Genomic DNA, 20,429 nt, shown 5'->3' on the forward strand with positions numbered 1-20,429 from the left:
ATCGTATCAAAGGTACTGATATTACCTTCGGCTTAGAGAGAAATTCCCTTCGGCGGCTGTCGCATCGCCAAAATTTCGTTGACCATCAACGCCATAAGAACCAATCCGCCGCCGCCAAGCACACTGGCCGACGGCTGCTCTCCCGCTCCCAGCCAGGCCCAGGCGACGCCGAAAATCACTTCAAGCAACGCCAGCAGCGCAATTTCCGGTGCTGGCAAAATGCGCGTCAAGCGGACCACCAGCAAACACGGAATGGCCAGTTGCACGACGCCGAGCAAAGCCAGCAGGCCGAGATCATGGGCTGTCGCCTGCAGCGGCAGGGCCAGCGGCAAGGTACATGCCGCCGACAACACGGCACCGATCAACACCGCCGGCAGCATGTCCGGCCCGGCCTCGGCAGCCTGCCCAGTTTTTTGCAGCAAAGTCCAGTTGACCGCAGCCGCCAGCGGGACCGCACAAGCCACCAGCGAACCGAGCAGTTGACCGCCATTGCCGGCTTCGGCGCCAAACATCCAGGCGATGCCCAGGCCGGCGACGACAATCGCCACCCAGGTGCGCAATGGCAAATCCTGACGCAGGAAGAAACGGGAGAACAGTGCCGTGACCATCGGCCCGATGGCCATCGTCACCAGCACCATCGCGACACTGGTCATCGTGATCGCCAGCATGAAGGCGGTGAACATCACCGCCCAGCACAGGCCGGAGATCCAGACGATACGCGGTGCGTGTATCAAGCCGGACCATAGGCCCGACCCGCGCAGCAGCGTCAGGCCGATAGCGAGAGCCAGGGCATTGAAGGCGCTGCGCCAGAAATTGACTTCAAAGCCCTGCGCCGCTTCCAGATGACGCGCCACCACGCCAGCGATGCTCCACAGGAGCGTCACCAGCACCATCAGCGCAACGGCGCAACGATGCGTCATGCGCTCAGGAAAGGCGGCGGCGCGCTTCGAACAGGCAGACACCGGCGGCGACCGAGACATTCAGGCTCTCGACGCTGCCGTGCATGGGGATACTGACCAACTGATCGCAGGTTTCGCGGGTCAGGCGACGCATGCCCTCGCCTTCGGCGCCCATGACCCAGGCCGTAGCCTGCGGCCAGGTCGCGGCGTAAAGATCCTTTTCGGCTTCGCCGGCCGTACCGACCACCCAGATATCGCGTTCCTTCAGCTCGCGCAGGGTCCGCGCCAGATTGGTCACCATCACGTAGGGCACGGTTTCGGCCGCGCCACACGCGGTTTTGACCGCCACATCGTTGAGTCCGGCAGCCTTGTCCTTGGGTGCGATCACCGCATGCACGCCGGCTGCATCGGCGACACGCAGGCAGGCGCCGAGATTGCGCGGATCGGTCACGCCATCGAGTACGAGCAGGAAGGCCGGCTCCTCCAGCGTATCCAGCACATCATCGAGGTGGGCCAGCTTGCGCCCGCCTTCGATGCGCGCCACCACGCCCTGGTGCCGGCCGCCACCCGCCAGATCGTCGAGCCGCTTGCTGTCGGCGAGGATGAATTTCACCCCCTGCAGTTCAGCATGCTTCAACAGATCACGCGCCCGCGCATCCTGGCGGTCGGCGTCGATCAGGATTTCCTTGACCGATTCCGGGTCCTGACGCAGTTTTGCGGTGATTGCGTGAAAGCCGTAGATCAGGCGAGAGGACATGGCAGATTCCAGTTTTCGGGGAGGCGGATTTTAACGCAGAGCGGCAGTTGACCGCAGAATCCTGCGGTCAACGCTTGCTCCGGGTGGATTTTGCCGAGGCCGGCGCCTGACTGGCACTACGCTTGCCAGCCGGTTTGCTGGCTGGTTTGCCCACCGGCTTGCTCACTGTTTTGGCTGCCGGTTTCTTGGCCGTCGTCTTCGCAGTGGATTTTGCAGCCGGCTTAGCGACCGATTTGGCGGCAGGTTTGCTGGCAGATTTAGCCGCCGGTTTGGCCCGCGGTTTCTCCGCAGCCTTGAGCACAACCGTGGCGACAGTCCGGCTAACCGCCTTGACTGCCGACTTTCCCGTCCGGCCAGCACCAGCGCCCTTGGCAGCAGTCGCCGACTTGCCGTACCCACCAGCGTGCTCGTCGCGCACCAGCACGAAATCAATCTTGTTCGATTCAAGATCGGCACGTACCAGCTTGACCCGCACCCGGTCGCCGAGCCTGAAGCGTTCACCGGTCCGTTCGCCCAGCATCTGATGCTTGACGTTATCAAACTGGAAATAGTCCTTGCCCAGTTCGGAAACATGGACCAGGCCTTCGACATAGACAGTATCGAGGGCGACGAAAATGCCAAAGGCCGTGACCGAGGAAATGGTGCCATCGAACACTTCGCCGATGCGCTCCTTCATGAAGAAGGTCTTCAACCAGTTTTCAACATCGCGGGTCGCTTCGTCAGCACGCCGCTCGGTGGCCGAACATTGCAGGCCGATATCGTCCCACGGCCGTACCGGCTCGTATTTTTCGCCGGCCAGCACCGCCTTGATGGCGCGATGCACCAGCAGGTCGGGATAACGCCGGATCGGCGAGGTGAAGTGCGTGTAATGCTCGTAGGCCAGACCGAAATGGCCAACGTTGTCCGGGCTGTACATGGCCTGTTTGAGCGAACGCAGCATCACCGTCTGCAGCAACTGGAAATCCGGACGCTGCTTGATCTGCTCGAGCAGGATCGAATAGTCCTTGGCCCGCGGATCTTCGCCGCCCCCGAGCGCCAGACCGAATTCACCAAGGAAGGCGCGCAGGTTTTTCAGCTTGTCGTCGGACGGCGCCGCATGGACGCGGTACAGACAGACCTGTTTGTGCTCGGCCAGGAAATCGGAAGCGCAGACGTTAGCCGCCAACATGCACTCTTCGATGATCCGGTGTGCATCGTTGCGCACGACCGGCACGATGTTCTCGATCTTGCCCTGATCATTGAACAGCATCTGCGTCTCGGTCGTCTCGAAATCGATTGCCCCGCGCTGACCGCGTGCCTTGTGCAGCGCCGCGTACAGTTTGTACAAATCCTGCACCTGCGGCAGAACATTGCGGTCGACGTCGTTATCCGGCGTTTTTTCACCGGACAACCAGGACCAGACCTTGTTGTAGGTCAACCGGGCGTGCGAACGGAATACCGCCGGATAGAAGCGGTATTTGCCGATCTTGCCGGCCGCACTGATCGACATGTCGCAAACCATGGCCAGACGCTCGACATCCGGATTCAGCGAACAGATACCGTTGGACAGCTTTTCCGGCAGCATGGGAATGACCCGGCGCGGGAAATAAACCGAATTGCCGCGCTCCAGCGCTTCCTTGTCGAGTGCCATGCCGGGTTGCACGTAATGCGACACATCGGCAATCGCCACGACAAGTCGCCAGCCCCGCCCCTGCTTCTCGCAGAAAACGGCATCATCAAAGTCACGAGCCGTTTCGCCGTCGATGGTGACCAGCGGCAAGTTGCGCAAATCCTCACGCCCCTTGTGGTCGAGCTTGCGCACCTTGTCCGGCATCTTCTTGTTTTCTTCCAGCGCGGCGCGGGAAAACTCGAACGGCAAATCGTGCTTACGCAAGGCAATTTCGATTTCCATCCCGGGATCGGCGTAGTTGCCGAGCACCTCGATGATCCGGCCGATCGGCTGGGAAAACTTGCTCGGCTGCTCGATAATCTCGACCATCACGACCTGACCGGACTCTGGCTTGAACTTCGCCTTTTTCTCCGGCGGCACCAGCACATCCTGCGAAATCCGCTTGTTTTCCGGGGCCACGATGACCACACCGTGCTCGACGAATACCCGGCCGACCAATCGGGTATTCACCCGCTCGGTTACTTCGACAATACTGCCCTCCGGCCGCCCCTTGCGGTCGACGCCGGAAACTCGCACCAAAGCCCGGTCGCCGTGCAGCACCTTGCCCATCTGGCGCTGGTCGAGAAAAATATCGGCACTGCCATCATCCGGCACCAGGAATCCGTAACCATCCTGATGTCCCTGAATCCGCCCCAAGGTCAGACTGGCCCGCTCAGGCAGAATGTAATCGCCCTTGCGATTGCGCAACGCCTGCCCCTCGCGCTCCATGGCGCCCAGCCGGCGCTGGAACATCTCGCGTTCGCTGTTGGCGATATCGAGGATCGTCGTCAGATCATCGAAAGACAAGGGGCGCCCTTCATCGGCCAGAGTCTGCGAAATATATTCGCGGGAAGGCAACGGAAACTCGTAGCGCTTGCTCTCACGCTCGAAAAATGGATCGGCCCGGCGAATCTTTGACAGTTTTTTTCTTGACATCTTTTATTCTTTCTCTATAATGACGGCTCTTCGCACCTGTGCCCAGGTGGCGGAATTGGTAGACGCACTAGTTTCAGGTACTAGCGCTGCAAGGCGTGGGGGTTCGAGTCCCTTCCTGGGCACCAGCGATTTTGATAAAGGTCTTGCTCTGGCAAGGCCTTTTTTCATTTCCGATGCCATGCATCAACGGCACAAATTGTCTCACAGGCATCACCTTCCCAAACTTAACAATTGCTAACACTTGCTTGCAGTATTGCTGCAAGCAACTGGCTATTTTGACTGCGCAACATTTTACTTCTGCGAGGTTAAACATAGTCATGAACAAGATCGTCAGCATCCTGCTCGCCACCAGTCTGGCCATCGGCCTGACCGGCAACGCCAGCGCCGGATCGGATCAGCGCGACTGGCACGACCATCGTCCATCGCATAGCCAAAGGTATGACCAAGACCAGCACACGCCAAGAGGCGAACGACACCGCGGACGGGACTGGATCGCCCCCGCTGCAATCATCGCACTAGGCGGCCTAGCCATCGGAACAGCGCTTCACTACTCCCGTACGCCCCCACCAGCGCCCGCGTATATCTACGAAGCGCCACCAGCACCAGCGGCTAGCCAGTAGTATTTCTGCGGCTCTTCCGGACAGTATTACCCCTACACGCCTGCCTGCCCGGAAGGCTGGCAGGCGGTACCGCCTCACTGAAAACTCGCTTGAGCAACAGTACGAATATAAACGGGCCAAGCGGCCCGTTTTTTTCTTCGCCAATCCGCCAGAAAGTATTAATTGAACGGATGCTGCTTGAGAATGGTTTCGTCGCGCTCAGGCCCGGTCGACACGATGGCGACAGGCACCTCACACAACACTTCCAGGCGATTCAGATAGGCTTGCGCAGCCGCCGGCAAATCATCCCAGCGCTTGACACCAAAGGTGGTATCGCTCCAACCCGGCATGGTTTCGTAAATCGGCTCGCAACGTGCCACATCATCGGCACCAATCGGCAGCAAATCGACGACCTTGCCATCAAGATGATATCCCGTACAGATCTTGATTTCCGGCAGGCCATCCAGTACGTCGAGTTTGGTGATGCACAGCCCGGTCAGCCCGTTGATACGTGCAGAACGACGCAGCAAGGCAGCATCAAACCAGCCACAACGCCGCTTGCGTCCGGTCACCGTACCGAATTCCTTGCCAACGCTGAACATCTGATGCCCCGGCGTACCTTCGGTATCAATGTCCAACTCGCTCGGGAATGGGCCACCGCCAACCCGCGTGCAATAAGCCTTGGTAATACCAAGAACATAATGCAGCATACCCGGTCCAACACCAGCGCCTGCCGCAGCCTGTCCGGAAACACAGTTCGAGGAGGTGACGAAGGGATAGGTACCGTGGTCGATATCGAGCAAGGTGCCTTGGGCGCCCTCGAACAGCATGTTTTTCCCAGCCTTGTTGGCTTCGTAGAGCGCCGCCGAAACATCGACCACCATCGGACGGATGATTTCGGCGTCAGCCATAGCCTGGTCGTAAACGGTCTGAAAATCGACCGCCGGTGCTTTGAAATACTGGGTCAGAACGAAGTTGTGGTATTCCAGCACTTCTTTCAGTTTCTCGGCAAAACGCTCCGGGTGGAACAGGTCATAGACCCGCAGCCCACGCCGGGAAACCTTGTCCTCGTAGGTCGGACCGATGCCCTTGCCGGTCGTGCCGATCTTCTTGTCACCTGCCTTGGCGGCTTCACGTGCCTGATCGATCGCCGAGTGATACGGCAGAATCAGCGGGCATCCCGGGCTGATTTTCAGGCGCGAACGCACATCGATGCCGCCCTTTTCCAGCTCGGCGATTTCAGAAATCAGGTGATGAATATCCAGTACGACACCGTTGCCGATATAACAATCGACGCCAGCCCGCACGATGCCCGAAGGCACCAAGTTAAGTTTGTATACCTGCTCGCCGACAACCAGCGTATGACCGGCGTTATGACCACCCTGGAAACGGACGACGCCGCTCGCATGATCGGTCAGCCAGTCGACAATTTTTCCCTTCCCTTCGTCGCCCCACTGGGTCCCCACGACGATGACATTCTTGGCCATTTTTTAATCCTCTTGTATTGCTTCAATAATCCAGTGCCCACCCACCAGCACCAGTTTGCGATCACAAACCGGTCCTTCACAAGCAGTTTCACCCGGCAACTGTTCGACAACGACTTCGCCACGTTCACGCAAAGCCGCGATATGCGCCACCAAGCGCTGATCGGTACCTGAATACGGCGCGAGAATCCCCTGCGTCAATTTGCCAACTGGCGCCAAATGCGCCACTTCGCGCAAATCCAGGGAGAAACCCGTTGCCGGACGGGCCCGACCGAAAGCTTCACCCGCGCCATCATAGCGCCCACCCAGCGCAATTGCCGCCGGATACCCTGGGCAATAAGCAGCAAAAACAATCCCGTTGTGATAATGATAGCCACGCAAATCGGCCAGATCGATCGAGAACGGCAACTCGGCGGCACTGGAAACCAGATGCTGCAACTGCTCAAGCGCACGGGTAATTTCCGGCAAGTCAGGCAACACACTGAGCGCAAGTTCAAGCACTTCCGGGCCGCCATAAAGCTTGGGCAACGCCAACAACGCCTCGCGATAGGGTGATGCGAGGTGCCCGGTTACCAATGCCAAACCCGGAACATCCTTATCGCGCAGCAGTTGGAGCAATTCATTTTCGGCATCGTTGGGCAAACCGGCGGCTTCAACAAGCGCACGAAAAATACCAACGTGCCCTAGATCAATGCGTGCCAACGGCAACTTGATTTGCTCAAAAGCACCAGCCATCAAGCGCACGATTTCGAGATCTGCTTCAACCCCGGCATAGCCATATAGCTCGGCACCAAGCTGAACTTGCTCACGACCGGCTGAAACGTTCGCCGGCAAAGTGTGCAAGACGCTTCCGCAATAACAGAGTCGGGTCACCCCCTGATGATTCAGCAAGTGCGCATCGATACGCGCTGCTTGCGGCGTCATGTCGGCCCGCACCCCCATCGTCCGACCGGAAAGCTGATCGACCAGCTTGAAAGTCCGCAGATTCAAATCCTGTCCGGCACCGGTCAACAAGGATTCAAGATACTCCAGCAGCGGCGGCATGACGTATTCGAAACCACGCACGCGGAAGTAATCAAGTAGCGTACGACGCTGGTTTTCGATGCGTGCCGCTTCGGGCGGCAAGGCATCGGCAATATATTCGGGCAGCAGCCAGTTCATGAGAAAAGCATCAGCAATATGAGTCCGATCAACATGGAGGTCAATCCGATAAAACGGATTTGACCATCCGACAGCTGGATCAGACGTCGAAAGGTTTCCCGCCAAGCCGCCGGAGCGATGAAGGGCATGGCGCCTTCGAGCAGCAACATCAGCGCGAAGGCGAGCAAGATTGTAGAAGTCATCGGATCCTGCTTAGCGACCGATATTCTTCATGTATTTGAAGAAATCAGAATTAGGCTCAACCACAAGAACATCGCTCTTGTTGGCAAAGCTGCTCCGATAAGCTTCCAGACTACGATAGAAGGCATAAAACTCTGGGCTTCTACTAAACGCATCAGCATAGGTCGCAGCCGCCTTGGCATCGCCTTCACCCTTGATTTTCTGAGCATCGCGATAGGCTTCGGCCACTATGATTTCACGCTGACGATCCGCATCGGCGCGGATTTTTTCCGCTTCGGCAGCGCCTTCAGAACGCAGTTCGTTAGCAACACGCTTGCGTTCTGCCTCCATCCGGCTGTAGACCGCACCACTGACCTCATCAGGCAACTCTACGCGCTTCAGACGAACGTCAACAATCTGTACGCCAATCCGTCGCGCATCAATGTCGGCTTTTTCGCGCATCTGCTCCATGATTTTATCGCGTTCGCCAGAAATGACGTCATGCACCAGACGCTTGCCAAACTCTTCGCGCAAACCGGCATTGACGGTCTGGCTCAGGCGGGTACGGGCACGTGCCTCATCACCACCAACCGAGATGTAATAAAGCTTGGGATCGATAATTCTCCACTTGATATAGGAGTCGACCAGCACATTTTTCTTTTCGGAGGTGATGAAACGCTCCGGATCATTACTATCGAGCGTCAGAATGCGCCGGTCAAAATAGCGCACATTCTGGACCATCGGAATTTTAAAGTTCAAACCAGGCTCATTGATCTCCCGCTTGACTTCACCCAACTGGAAAACCAGTGCGAACTGGCGCTGATCCACCGTGAAGATGGACATCGACAGAACAACCAGAATCAGGGCGAGCAAACCACCCAGCACATTGAGACGCGAACTCATCAGCGAGCCTCCCGATCACGCGAACCCAGCGAACCGGCACGCGCATTTGCATTGTAGGAATTACCGCCTGTTGCCGGCGGGCGCTCAGACTGCGGCGGGACTTCACCAGCAAAAGCCGTCGTCTGCCGTGTCGCAGCAGCCCCCTGAGTAGCACCATCAACCAGGCCTTGAGGTGTAACGGCAGCACCAGCCGCAGCATTCATCAACTTGTCGAGCGGCAGATAAAGCAAGTTACCCTGCCCCTTGGCATCGATCATGACCTTGGTCGTGTTGGTATAAATTTGCTGCATGGTTTCCAGATACATGCGCTGACGGGTCACTTCCGGCGCCTTGGCATACTCCGTGTACACTTGGCGGAAGCGCGACGCATCGCCCTCGGCGGAGGAAATCACGCGCTGCTTGTAGCCTTGCGCCTCTTCCATCAGGCGGGCAGCCGTACCGCGCGCCCGAGGAATGACATCATTGGCGTAGGCTTGTCCTTCATTCTTTTGCCGCTCGCGATCCTGCCCCGCCTTGACCGCATCATCAAATGCCGCCTGCACCTGCTCCGGCGGCTGAGCATTTTGCATCGTCACCTTGGAAATCAGAATGCCGCCGTTATAGCGATCCATGATGGACTGCATCAATTGTGCAGCGTCGGTCGCAATCTGCTCACGCCCTTCATAAAGCACGAAATTCATTTTGCTCTTGCCGACGATTTCGCGTACTGCAGTTTCGGCAGCGCCGACCACCGCTTCATCCGGATGTCGATTATTGAACAAATACTCAACCGGGTCCTTGAGGATGTACTGGACGGCAAATTGAATATTTACGATATTTTCATCGTCTGTCAGCATCAAGGCTTCCTTGAGCACCTTGTTACGCTCACTGCCGCGATAACCAATTTCAACTGTCCGTACGCCGGTCAAATTGACCAATTCATGTGACTGGATCGGATAGGGCAAGCGCCAGCGCAATCCAGGCTCCGTGGTTTCCTTGAGGCTACCGAACTGCAGCACGATACCGCGCTGCGACGCATCGACGATATAGAAACCGGAGGCCAACCAGACAATTGCCACCAACCCGAGCAGCACGCCAATGCCACCACTGAGAAAGCGTGGATTGAAATCCACCGGCGGCATGCGCGGACCATCGCCACCATTACTGCCGTTGCCGCCACCTTTTTTGCCCATCATACCGGTCAGCTTGCGATTGAAATCCCGCCAGAGCTCTTCGAGATCAGGCGGACCATCGTTGGGGCGCCGAGGCCCGCTATTTTTTGGCTTGTCGTCATCGCCACTGCGGTTACCCCACTGCGGGTCATTGATCGACATGAGAATACCTAAGGTTGGGATCATGGGTCTCGGGGGAGTCAAAGAGTGAAATCAAGTTGTGCCAATTGGGATGCTTCGTCCAGCGCCTTACGACGCGATTCAGCTTTGACCCGGGCATATTCGGCCAGCGTTTCGCGCAATAGTTCCAAGCCTTCGCCTGAGCGCGCACTGACGCGAACCTTGGCGATATTACCATACTCGTCGGGCTCGACTCCCGGCCCGGCCTCGGTCAGATCGATCTTGTTCCAGGCGATGACCTGTGGCACATCACGCGCACCAATTTCTTCAAGCACCTTGTCAACTTCCGACATCTGCTCATCGCGCGCATGACTGGCACTATCAACGACATGCAACAGAATATCGGCATCGACCGCCGCTTCGAGCGTGGCATGAAATGCATCGACCAGCGAATGAGGCAGATCGCGAATAAAACCGACCGTATCGGAGATGACGATATTGCCAGCACCTTCGATCCAGAGTTTACGCGACGTCGTATCCAGCGTCGCAAACAACTGGTCTGCCTCGTAGACACCCGCATGGGTCAAGGCATTGAACAAAGTCGACTTGCCTGCATTGGTATAACCAACAAGGGAAACATTCAACGTATCGCCCCGCATGCGTGCCTTGCGTTGTACACCACGCTGCCGGGAAAGTCTTTTCAGCCGTTCCTTGAGCAACTTCACGCGATTACCAAGCAAACGACGGTCCGTTTCCAGTTGCGTTTCACCCGGCCCCCGCATACCAATACCACCTCTCTGCCGCTCAAGGTGGGTCCAGCCGCGCACCAGACGGGTAGACAAGTGCTCCAATTGGGCCAACTCAACCTGCAATTTCCCTTCGGCACTGGATGCCCGCAAAGCAAAGATGTCGAGAATCAGACTATTACGGTCAACCACGCGACACTTGAGATCTCGCTCGAGATTACGCTGCTGAACTGGCGAAAGCGGGTGATTGAAAATCACCAGTTGCGCATCGCTGGCAGCGATCATTGCAGCGATTTCCTCAACCTTGCCCCTGCCGGCAAAGGTTTTGGGATCCGGGCTGTGCCTCCGACCAAACACTTCGGCTACAACGGAGCCACCGGCCGATTCGGTAAGAAGGCGTACTTCTTCAAGCTGATCTTCAATATCCGGCTGGCCGAAATCGAGTTGCACGATAACCGCGCGTTCGCCAGCGGCGGGACGCTCAAGCATGGGATATTCCAACGGGAGAAAACACTACCCCACTTGCGCGGGGCAGCTGGATGAAACGTTTTATTCTGCGGCCTGCTCTTGCTGAAGATTAACCGGACGGGCAGGCACAACCGTGGAAATGGCATGCTTGTAAACCATCTGGGTCACGGTGTTTTTGAGCAGGACGACATACTGGTCGAAAGACTCGACCTGCCCCTGAAGCTTGATACCGTTTACCAGATAGATGGAAACGGGAACATGCTCACGGCGCAGGGCGTTGAGGAAGGGGTCTTGTAAGAGTTGCCCTTTGTTGCTCATGGTGTGGACTCCATGTGTGTTGTTATGAGGGTCTTAATGTACCCAAATTTGAAGTTTGTTGTTGGCAATTTTGTGGTTGATTTGTGACTCAGCGGCGCTCCTTGTCAGCAAATGGATTCTTTCCGGAAACAAACTGAATGCGCAATGGCGTTCCTTGCAAATGGAATGCTTCTCGAAAGGTGTGTTCGAGATAGCGCTTGTAACTGTCGCTGATCGCCTCCACTGCACTGCCATGCACGACGATGATCGGCGGATTGGATCCCCCCTGGTGGGCATAACGCGGTTTTGGCCGGAACAAACCATTCTTGGCCGGGGCCTGCTTGGTCACGGCATCTGCCAGAACACGAGTCAGGCGAGGCGTTGACAGCTTGGTCATGGCCGCCGCGTAGGCAGCATCAACCGATTTGAACATATTGCCAAGGCCGACATTGTCGCGGGCAGAAATAAAATGGAACTTGGCAAAGTCGAGGAATTTCAATTTGCGCTGCAGGGTCTGGCGCGTCTGCTCACGGACGTAGGAATCCAGACCATCCCATTTGTTGACTGCAACAACCAGTGCGCGACCGGACTGCAGGATGAAGTCGGCAATATGCGCATCCTGATCGGAGACGTCAGCCTGCGCATCGACCATCAGGATGACCACGTTGGCATCCTCAATGGATTGCAAGGTCTTCACTACCGAGAATTTTTCAATCGCTTCAAATACTTTGCCACGCTTGCGCATGCCGGCAGTGTCGACCAGAACGTATTTTTTTCCACCGCGTTCGAAGTCAATCTCGATGGAGTCACGTGTCGTCCCTGGTGCATCGAAAGCGATAACCCGCTCTTCGCCAAGCAAGGTATTTACCAGCGTCGATTTCCCCACATTCGGTCGACCGACGATGGCGACACGCACGGAGGCAGAGTGCCACTCATCATCTTCCGGCTCAGGGAAGCTTTCCAGCGCCAACTCGACCAAGCCGCGCACACCTTCGCCGTGGGCGGAAGAAATGGCATTCGGCTCACCCAAACCAAGCTCGTGAAAATCTGCTTCAACCATGCCGGAATTCAGACCTTCGGCCTTGTTGACCGCAACAAAGACCGGGCGATCGATCCGCCGGAGCTTGTTGGCAATTTCCTTGTCGTGCGGCGTCAGGCCAGTACGACCGTCCACCACAAAGATCACCGCATCGGCTTCGGCAATCGCCTGCTCGGTCTGGCGCGCCATTTCATGCAGGATGCCATCCTTGACCAGCGGCTCAAACCCGCCGGTGTCGACCACCAGAAACGGCTTCTTGCCCATTTTGCCGTGACCATAATGACGATCCCGGGTCAAACCCGGTATATCGGCCACGATGGCATCGCGCGATTTGGTCAGACGATTGAACAGCGTGGACTTGCCGACATTGGGTCGACCGACCAGTACGATAGTTGGTTTCATTGGATCTCGATTGCCCTGACATCACCGCCCGTAGACTGGGTCAGGAAAGCGCCGCGCAGCACCTGCGGCGGAACACGAATAGGAGTCCCGTCGGTCTTATGGCGAGCCACAAACGCACCCTCCTCACGCGACAGGAAATGTACGTAACCTTCGCCATCGGCAACCGCTACGACGCCACTCCGCACTGTTGGTGCAGAAATTGCGCGATTCTTGAGTTTATCCTGCTTCCACAAGCTGCCGCCAGTCAGGCGATCCAGTCCATAGACCACATCCTGATCATCAGTCACGTACAGATAGCGGCCATCAAGCACCAAGCCGCGAGCCGATGAAATATCGCGCGACCAGATCATGGCCCCTCCCTGCCCCATGTCAAAACAGGCAACCCGCCCCTGAAAAGCGACCGCGCATATTTGCGTACCATCAATCACCGGCGCAGCAACGATATCAGCCACACGATCCAGCTCGGTCGTACCCTTTGGTTGAGCAACCGTCCCTTCCCAGATCAATGCACCATTCTGCAGCGAAAGCGCAACCAACTTGCCGCCGGGAAAACCGGCAAACAGATAGCGGTCAGCAAAAATCGGCGAACCAGTGGAGCGAATGGAAAGTGCGGGCATAGGTCGTTGATAGACCCACTTACGCGTACCGTCGCGTGCGTCAAGCAGGAAAACCCGATTATCGCCGCTGCGCACCGCAACTCCCTCATCCCCAACAACCGGAGCCGCCAGCACTTCACTGCTGACCTGAGCTTGCCACAAAGGCTTGCCGGTATCAGCGGCAAATGCCAGAACCGCCCCCTTGGCCGTTCCGACCACCAGCATTTGTCCATTCGCACCGATGCCGGCCGACAACTTCTGACCCGCATCGACCTTCCAGACGATCTTGCCGCCTTCCATGCGATAAAGCGCCCCCTTCTGATCGGCCACATAAACCACATCGCCAACAACAGCTGGCTTGAACAGATAGTCGGCCGACTTGCCTACGCTTGCCGACCACAGGGTTCGTGCCTCGGCAGTTGCGGTCAACGCCGGCAAAGGCGCAATTTTTGCGCTACTGCTGGAAAATGGATTAATTGCATCCAGCGTGCTCGAAACCGTCGAACACCCAGCCAACAAAACGCTGGACAACAAGCCAATTGGCAAAAAATAACGGCGTATCATGCCGACTCTCCCAGACTATCCAGCTTCTGTTGCAGCAATTCACGGCCGGCACCCACAGCTTTTTCACTCAGTTTGTCGAGCGCCCCCTGATACGATGCGCGAGCCTCGGATTTCTTGCCTTGAGCAGCCAGCACATCACCCTTCAGTTCAAGAAAACGCGCGGCAAAAGCCGGGGCTGGTGTCGCATTCAGTTGCTTTAACGCCTCATCGTAGGCCTGCTCGTCAAGTTGCACCCCAGCCAGTCGCAAACGCGCAACATCACGCAACTCATCCTTGGAGTTCTCGGCAACCCAAGCCAATTGCACCTTGGCCGTTTTAAGATCGCCCGCATCAAAAGAATGCTTCGCCGCCAGTAGCGCACCAAGCCCGGCATAGCCGCTACGCCCGAATTTCTCGGTCAACTCGCCGGCCGTTGCCTTGATACGCTGGGCATCCCCTGCCTGCACAGCCTGTTCAAGAACCAAAAATACCGACGAGGCCTTGGCTGCCTCATTATTCTGGTACCAGTTCCAGCCTTGCCAGCCGACGACAGCCAGTGCGACGGCGGAAATCAGCGACGTCAGCAGATTGCCGTACATCTTCCACCAGGTTTTCAGGGAATCGATCTGTTCCTGTTCTTCGAGGTCGTAATGCGCCATGCTGCTTATTCCTCTTCGTCCGAATCAATCATGTGATCGATGATGGCCTCGGCCAGTTCATCAACCTTCAGTTTACGTTGTTCCACACCTGCTTCACGCAAGGCCTTGAGCTGAACTTCTCCGGTCGACGCTTCGTCGTCGCCGATAATGACCGCGAAACTGGCACCGCTGCCGTCGGCCTTCTTCATCTGCGACTTGAAGCTGCCGCCACCGCAATGCAGCAGCGTATCGATTCCCTGATCGCGCAAGCCTTCGGCCACGCGGAAAGCCATACGAGCCGCTGCATCGCCCTGATGCACGACGTAGACATCGGGAACCGGTGCAGCAGGTTCACCACCCGAGTCCTTGATCAGCGCAATCAGGCGCTCGACCCCCATGGCGAAGCCACAGGCCGGCGTCGGCTTGCCGCCAAGCTGCTCGACCAGACCATCGTAACGACCGCCGGCACAAACCGTTCCCTGCGCACCAAGCTTGTCGGTCACCCATTCGAAAACCGTCAGGTTGTAGTAATCCAGACCGCGCACCAGACGCGGATTGATGGTGAATGGCACCCCGGCATCGCGCAGCACGCGCTGCACGCCGGCAAAATGCGCCATCGAGGCTTCGCCGAGATAATCGATCAACTTGGGTGCTGCCGCACACATCTCCTGCAGCGCGGGATTCTTGGTATCGAGAATGCGCAGCGGATTGGTATACAGACGACGCTTGGCTTCTTCGTCGAGAATTTCGGCATGCTCTTCCAGATACGAAATCAACGCAGCACGATGCTGGGCGCGTTCATCCGGCTGACCAAGACTGTTGATTTGCAGTTCGATCCCGTCCAGTCCCAGGTCATTCCACAGACGTGCGCCCATCAGGATCATTTCGGCATCGATGTCCGGACCGGCAATCCCGAAGGACTCGACACCAACCTGGTGGAATTGGCGATAGCGCCCCTTCTGCGGCCGTTCGTGACGGAACATCTGGCCGATGTAATAAAGACGCTGGGTCTGGCGGGCTGCCAGATTGTGCTCGATCACCGCCCGCACACAACCGGCCGTACCTTCCGGACGCAAGGTCAGCGCCTCGCCATTCAAACCGTCGATGAAGGAATACATTTCCTTCTCGACAATATCGGTGACTTCGCCGATTGCGCGCTTGAACAGCGGGGTCGGCTCGACGATGGGCATACGGATCGGCTGGTAGCCGTAGCTTTTCAGCCAGGAACGAATGGTGTCCTCGAACAACTCCCAGAAAGCGGCTTCGCTGGGCAGGATGTCGTTCATCCCGCGCACGGCTTGTAATGCTTGACTCATGCTTGCAGTTTCTTCTTGTAGGTGCGCTGGACATAGCGCTCGATGATGTCCTTGAATTCATTGGCGATATTGTCGCCCTTCAGCGTGACGGTCTTCTGACCATCCTCATAGACCGGCGCCGACGGTGCCTCGCCGGTACCCGGCAGAGAAATACCGATGTTGGCATGCTTCGACTCGCCGGGACCATTGACGATGCAGCCCATGACGGCGAGCGTCATGTTCTCGGCGCCGTCGTAATGAAGCTTCCACTCCGGCATGCGGGCACGAACAAAGTTCTGCACCTCGCCAGCCAACTCCTGAAACAGGGTGCTGGTCGTTCGCCCACACCCCGGACAAGCCGCAACCATCGGCGTGAAAGCACGCAGGCCCATGGTTTGCAGGATTTCCTGGGCAACGATCACTTCCTGCGAACGCGAACCACCCGGCTCCGGCGTCAGTGACACACGGATGGTGTCGCCAATGCCTTCCTGCAGCAAAACAGACAATGCTGCGGTCGACGCAACAATTCCCTTCGATCCCATGCCGGCCTCGGTCAAGCCAAGGTGCAGGGCGTAATCGGCGCGCTGCGCCAGCTCGCGGTAGATGGCGATCAAATCCTGCACGCTCGACACCTTACACGACAGGATGATCTTCTCACCGGCCAGGCCAACTTCCTCCGCCTTGGCGGCAGATTCGAGGGCCGACGTCACCATCGCGTGGCGCATCATCTCGTTCGCATCCAGCGGCTGCGGTCGACGCGAGTTTTCATCCATGATCCGGGCCAGCAATTCCTGATCGAGACTACCCCAATTGACGCCGATACGTACCGGCTTGTCGTACTTGCAGGCCAGCTCGACCATCAGGGCGAACTGCTCGTCTTTCTTCTTGCCGAACCCCACATTACCCGGATTGATCCGGTACTTGGCCAGCGCCTCGGCGCAGCCCGGATGATCGAGCAGCAGACGATGACCGTTGTAATGGAAGTCTCCAATCAGCGGCACATTGCAGTTCATCCGGTCGAGATGCTCACGGATTTTCGGCACGGCAGCAGCAGCTTCCGGAGAGTTGACCGTAATGCGCACCAGTTCGGAACCGGCACGTGACAATTCGGCGCACTGGATGGCAGTTGCCAGATAGTCCGCCGTATCGGTATTGGTCATGGACTGCACGACGACGGGAGCATCGCCGCCCAGTTTGACATGCGCAATCTGACAACTGCGCGTCGAGCGCTTGTTCACTGCCATCCTCGTTTATTCCAGAACCAGGCGAGCCACATCGCCCTTGGTGTGCGGCGCCAGTTCAACCACCTTGCCATAGGAGAACAATCGAACCCCCGGCGCAAAACCGATCACCAACGAAAGAGGCCCCTTGCCGGAAACCGCTTGCTCCGCACCACTCGACAAGCGTTGTGAGAAAACCACAGCGCCATCACGATCACGAACCTCCACCCATGACTCCTGCATTACAACGAAACGCAACTGCGGAGGATTCAGAGCCGGACCAGGTAATTTTTCCGGCTGCACTGCCGGCTGAACAACAGGCTGAAGCTCCTGCGCAGGCGAAACTGCTGACTCAGCGACGCTGACAGCCCCCGGAAGTTGCGGTGCAATCAGCTGATTTGCCGTCACCCCAGGAGGAAACAAACCTTCTTGAGACGGTTGCGCAGGCGCCGGAACAGGCTGAGGACTGAGCCCAACGGTTTGCACGGCGACATCACCGTCAATCAACCGTTGAATACTCAATCGCAATTCGCTGAGGTCATTTGGCAACAAAAAATACCCCAGTGCGGCAAGCACCAGCATCGCAGCACCAACCCCCACTACCAAACCATCCCTGGAACGAGAAGATGTACTTATCGGCGCCGGCGCGGTGTCTGACACCTTCAAGGTATCGACCGGTTTCGTCAACAAAGCATCGAGACTGAGCATCAATGGCGTCGGATCAATATCCACCATACGCGCATAATTACGCACAAATCCCCGAATGAATGTTGTTCCCGGCAAACCAGACCATTCATCTTGCTCCAGCGCTTCAACCTGACGCTGCCCCAACTTGAGCGCCCTGGCAATATCGGCAACAGGCAAACCTTTAGCTTCTCGAGCGGCACGCAAAGCAGCGCCGACCGAAGGAATTTCTGCAATGGCTTCCGGCACTTCTGCAGGAAGCTCATTATCGATCTGCTCACTCATTCAAAATTACCTTTGAGGAATTCCTGGTATTCATTCGATGTCGGGTAACGGCTACGCAGTTGAGCGGCAAATCCCCCCTCTGCACCTTTGTTGCCCAATTTGCGCTCCAGACGCAAGCCGAGCCACAAAGCTTCGGCTGTTGGCGGCTCCATCATGCGCAATACATCACCTAGATAGACGCGTGATTCGGCAAAAATACCGCGCTTGTAAAATATGTTTGCCAGCGCCAAGCGTGCCGACACCGCACCATCACGAGACAGGCGAATTGCCTGTAACAAATACCCCTGAGCCTTATCCAGGTCACCAGCCTTCAGGGCACAGTTTCCCGCATTGGCATAAGCACGATCCGGCGTTTCATACAATGGGTCCTTCAGCGCCTTCAAAAAATACGCGATGGACTGTGCTTCCTTACCCGTTTCGCAAAGAAACCAACCATAGTTGTTATTGACCTCGGGATCATCCGGCGCACGGGACAAGGCGCGAGCAAAATCGGCCTCAGCTTTGGCAAACTCCCTTAGCGAGGCGTAGACCAGACCACGTACGCTATTGGCCTGATGAAAACGCGAGTCGATTTCCAGCGCCAATGCCAGATGCTCGAGTGCCGCAGCAGGATTACCAGCCTGAAAGTACAAGGCGCCCAATTCAGTATGGATTTTAGCCCGGCTGCGTGGATCAGAAACCGAAGCCTCGCCCGAGTTGCCTACTTGACCATTTTGTTCAAAATTTGCTGCGTCATACTGGGCCAAAGCTGACGATACAGCCATGATGAGCCCGAAGATGACCCCACAACCGAGCTTCCGTAAAAACAACTTCATGTCCTGAGCTCCTGAATGGGAATCACCAAGCCGGCAGTACGCCGGGTCTTGTCCTGAACTTGTCCAGCCAACTGGCCACAAGCTGCATCAATGTCATCGCCACGCGTTTTGCGCGTTGTCGTCACAACACCGGCTTCGATCAGGATATCGGCAAAGCGCCGTACCCGATCAGCCGGCGAACGCCGAAATGGCGAACCAGGAAAAGGATTGAAGGGAATCAGATTGAATTTACAGTGCACATCTCTGACCAAGGCCAGCAACTCACGTGCATGTGCATCGCCGTCATTGATGCCGGCCATCATCGTGTATTCAAAAGTCACGAAGTCACGCGGTGCCTTTTCCAGATAACGCTGACAAGCCGCCATCAGGGACTTCAAGGGGTATTTCTGATTGATCGGCACCAGCTCATCGCGCAATTTGTCATTCGGCGCGTGCAAGGAAACGGCAAGCGCCACCGGACAATCCTCACGCAACCGGTCCATCGCCGGCACCAAGCCCGAGGTGGAGACCGTCACCCGCCGACGCGACAAACCATAAGCATGGTCGTCAAGCATCAAGCGCAGCGCAGTAATTGTATTGTCGTAATTGGCGAGCGGTTCGCCCATGCCCATCATGACGACATTGGAAATAATCCGTTCATCACCGTGGACCGCACCAAGTGCGTTATTGGCCTGCCAGAGCTGACCAATAATCTCCGCTACCGTCAGGTTGCGGTTAAAACCTTGCTTGCCAGTGGAACAGAAGGCGCAATCGAGCGCACAACCTGCTTGCGTGGAGATACAAAGCGTCCCACGATCATCTTCGGGAATAAACACTGTCTCGACTGCATTGGCGCCCCCGACATCAATCAGGAACTTGCGCGTTCCATCATCCGACAGCTTGTCGGAAACCACCGCGGGTGGCGCCACAACCGCCCTCGCCTTGAGCTTTTCACGCAAACTCTTGGCAATGTCGGTCATGGCGTCGAAGTCCGCCACACCGGAACGATGCATCCAGCGCAAGACCTGCTTGGCCCGGAAGGGTTTTTCACCCTGCTCGGCAAACCATGCAGTCAGGCCTTCAGCATCAAAATCCAGCAGATTGACGGTCATGCGATGTACTGCTTCGGCGGAAAATTAACGGCCGGAATAGGTGTTCATGCCCGGAAAGAAAAAGGCAATTTCCACGGCAGCGGTTTCAGCAGCATCGGAACCATGTACGGCATTGGCATCGATCGATTCGGCGAAGTCAGCACGGATAGTGCCCTTGTCAGCCTTCTTCGGATCGGTAGCGCCCATCAGCTCGCGATTCTTCAGGATGGCATTCTCGCCTTCCAGAGCCTGGATCATCACCGGACCGGAAGTCATGAACTCGACGAGATCCTTGAAAAAAGGACGCTCTTTGTGCACGGCGTAAAACTGGCCAGCTTCCTGCTCGGACAGCCAGGTCATGCGGGCAGCGATGACCTTCAGGCCAGCGCCTTCGAAACGGGAATAGATCTGACCGATGACATTCTTCTTGACTGCATCAGGTTTGATAATGGAAAGGGTGCGCTCTATAGCCATGTGATTGCTCCGAAAAAGCTAGTCAGTTGAAAAACGGGAG

At 56.9% G+C, this 20,429-nt stretch carries 19 protein-coding genes and 1 tRNA gene; 1 reads left to right on the top strand and 19 read right to left on the bottom strand.

Features of this window, described 5'->3' with window-relative positions:
* Positions 1–32: 32 nt before the first annotated feature.
* From RCI20_RS07785 to rnr, 3 genes are all read right to left on the bottom strand, one after another.
* A complete protein-coding gene (locus RCI20_RS07785) occupies positions 33–980 on the bottom strand; it encodes a DMT family transporter (RefSeq protein ID WP_306604118.1) in 948 nt (315 codons plus the stop codon).
* On the bottom strand, positions 925–1,656 hold the full coding sequence (gene rlmB / locus RCI20_RS07790) for a 23S rRNA (guanosine(2251)-2'-O)-methyltransferase RlmB (RefSeq protein WP_306604120.1): 732 nt from the start codon (positions 1,654–1,656) through the stop codon (positions 925–927). Before rlmB ends, RCI20_RS07785 begins: the two co-directional genes overlap by 56 nt.
* Before the next feature lie 67 nt (positions 1,657–1,723).
* A complete protein-coding gene (gene rnr / locus RCI20_RS07795) occupies positions 1,724–4,240 on the bottom strand; it encodes a ribonuclease R (RefSeq protein WP_306604122.1) in 2,517 nt (838 codons plus the stop codon).
* Between the two features lie 40 nt (positions 4,241–4,280).
* On the opposite strand from rnr, the gene RCI20_RS07800 reads away from it, so the two are divergent.
* Positions 4,281–4,365 (top strand) — tRNA-Leu (locus tag RCI20_RS07800).
* Between the two features lie 653 nt (positions 4,366–5,018).
* On the opposite strand, the gene RCI20_RS07805 is transcribed toward RCI20_RS07800, so the two are convergent.
* The 16 genes from RCI20_RS07805 to ndk all read right to left on the bottom strand — a co-directional run bounded on the left by RCI20_RS07805 (position 5,019) and on the right by ndk (position 20,389).
* Positions 5,019–6,326 (bottom strand): adenylosuccinate synthase, encoded by a 1,308-nt coding sequence (locus RCI20_RS07805; protein ID WP_306604124.1) that lies wholly within the window; start codon positions 6,324–6,326, stop codon positions 5,019–5,021.
* 3 nt (positions 6,327–6,329) lie between these two features.
* Entirely contained in the window at positions 6,330–7,484 is a 1,155-nt protein-coding gene (locus tag RCI20_RS07810) for an ATP phosphoribosyltransferase regulatory subunit (protein WP_306604126.1), read from the bottom strand.
* Positions 7,481–7,666 (bottom strand): DUF2065 domain-containing protein, encoded by a 186-nt coding sequence (locus tag RCI20_RS07815; RefSeq protein WP_306604128.1) that lies wholly within the window; start codon positions 7,664–7,666, stop codon positions 7,481–7,483. Before RCI20_RS07815 ends, RCI20_RS07810 begins: the two co-directional genes overlap by 4 nt.
* Positions 7,667–7,676: 10 nt before the next feature.
* Positions 7,677–8,546 carry a protease modulator HflC gene (hflC, locus tag RCI20_RS07820; RefSeq protein ID WP_306604130.1) on the bottom strand — a complete coding sequence of 290 codons (870 nt, stop codon included), beginning with the start codon at positions 8,544–8,546 and terminating at the stop codon, positions 7,677–7,679.
* A complete protein-coding gene (gene hflK / locus RCI20_RS07825) occupies positions 8,546–9,859 on the bottom strand; it encodes an FtsH protease activity modulator HflK (protein WP_306604133.1) in 1,314 nt (437 codons plus the stop codon). The genes hflC and hflK overlap by 1 nt, the downstream gene beginning before the upstream one ends.
* A gap of 38 nt (positions 9,860–9,897) precedes the next feature.
* Positions 9,898–11,052, bottom strand: coding sequence for a GTPase HflX (gene hflX / locus RCI20_RS07830; RefSeq protein ID WP_306604135.1), 1,155 nt, complete (start codon positions 11,050–11,052; stop codon positions 9,898–9,900).
* A gap of 60 nt (positions 11,053–11,112) precedes the next feature.
* Positions 11,113–11,349 (bottom strand): RNA chaperone Hfq, encoded by a 237-nt coding sequence (gene hfq / locus RCI20_RS07835; protein ID WP_011288708.1) that lies wholly within the window; start codon positions 11,347–11,349, stop codon positions 11,113–11,115.
* A gap of 88 nt (positions 11,350–11,437) precedes the next feature.
* Positions 11,438–12,769, bottom strand: coding sequence for a ribosome biogenesis GTPase Der (gene der / locus RCI20_RS07840; RefSeq protein WP_306604146.1), 1,332 nt, complete (start codon positions 12,767–12,769; stop codon positions 11,438–11,440).
* Positions 12,766–13,929: an outer membrane protein assembly factor BamB gene (bamB, locus tag RCI20_RS07845; protein WP_306604148.1), complete on the bottom strand. Its 1,164-nt coding sequence runs from the start codon at positions 13,927–13,929 to the stop codon at positions 12,766–12,768. Before bamB ends, der begins: the two co-directional genes overlap by 4 nt.
* Positions 13,926–14,567 (bottom strand): tetratricopeptide repeat protein, encoded by a 642-nt coding sequence (locus RCI20_RS07850; RefSeq protein WP_306604150.1) that lies wholly within the window; start codon positions 14,565–14,567, stop codon positions 13,926–13,928. Before RCI20_RS07850 ends, bamB begins: the two co-directional genes overlap by 4 nt.
* A 5-nt stretch (positions 14,568–14,572) precedes the next feature.
* A complete protein-coding gene (gene hisS / locus RCI20_RS07855; protein ID WP_306604152.1) occupies positions 14,573–15,862 on the bottom strand; it encodes a histidine--tRNA ligase in 1,290 nt (429 codons plus the stop codon).
* Positions 15,859–17,079, bottom strand: a complete 1,221-nt coding sequence (gene ispG, locus RCI20_RS07860) for a flavodoxin-dependent (E)-4-hydroxy-3-methylbut-2-enyl-diphosphate synthase (RefSeq protein WP_373691492.1) — start codon at positions 17,077–17,079, stop codon at positions 15,859–15,861. Before ispG ends, hisS begins: the two co-directional genes overlap by 4 nt.
* A gap of 12 nt (positions 17,080–17,091) precedes the next feature.
* Positions 17,092–18,030 carry a RodZ domain-containing protein gene (locus tag RCI20_RS07865; RefSeq protein ID WP_306604156.1) on the bottom strand — a complete coding sequence of 313 codons (939 nt, stop codon included), beginning with the start codon at positions 18,028–18,030 and terminating at the stop codon, positions 17,092–17,094.
* Positions 18,027–18,845 carry a type IV pilus biogenesis/stability protein PilW gene (pilW, locus tag RCI20_RS07870; RefSeq protein WP_306604158.1) on the bottom strand — a complete coding sequence of 273 codons (819 nt, stop codon included), beginning with the start codon at positions 18,843–18,845 and terminating at the stop codon, positions 18,027–18,029. Before pilW ends, RCI20_RS07865 begins: the two co-directional genes overlap by 4 nt.
* Positions 18,842–19,936 carry a 23S rRNA (adenine(2503)-C(2))-methyltransferase RlmN gene (gene rlmN, locus RCI20_RS07875; RefSeq protein WP_306604160.1) on the bottom strand — a complete coding sequence of 365 codons (1,095 nt, stop codon included), beginning with the start codon at positions 19,934–19,936 and terminating at the stop codon, positions 18,842–18,844. Before rlmN ends, pilW begins: the two co-directional genes overlap by 4 nt.
* Positions 19,937–19,960: 24 nt before the next feature.
* Positions 19,961–20,389: a nucleoside-diphosphate kinase gene (ndk, locus tag RCI20_RS07880; protein ID WP_306604162.1), complete on the bottom strand. Its 429-nt coding sequence runs from the start codon at positions 20,387–20,389 to the stop codon at positions 19,961–19,963.
* Positions 20,390–20,429: the final 40 nt, after the last annotated feature.

The organism is Azonexus sp., from assembly GCF_030824335.1.
Taxonomy (GTDB): domain Bacteria; phylum Pseudomonadota; class Gammaproteobacteria; order Burkholderiales; family Rhodocyclaceae; genus Azonexus.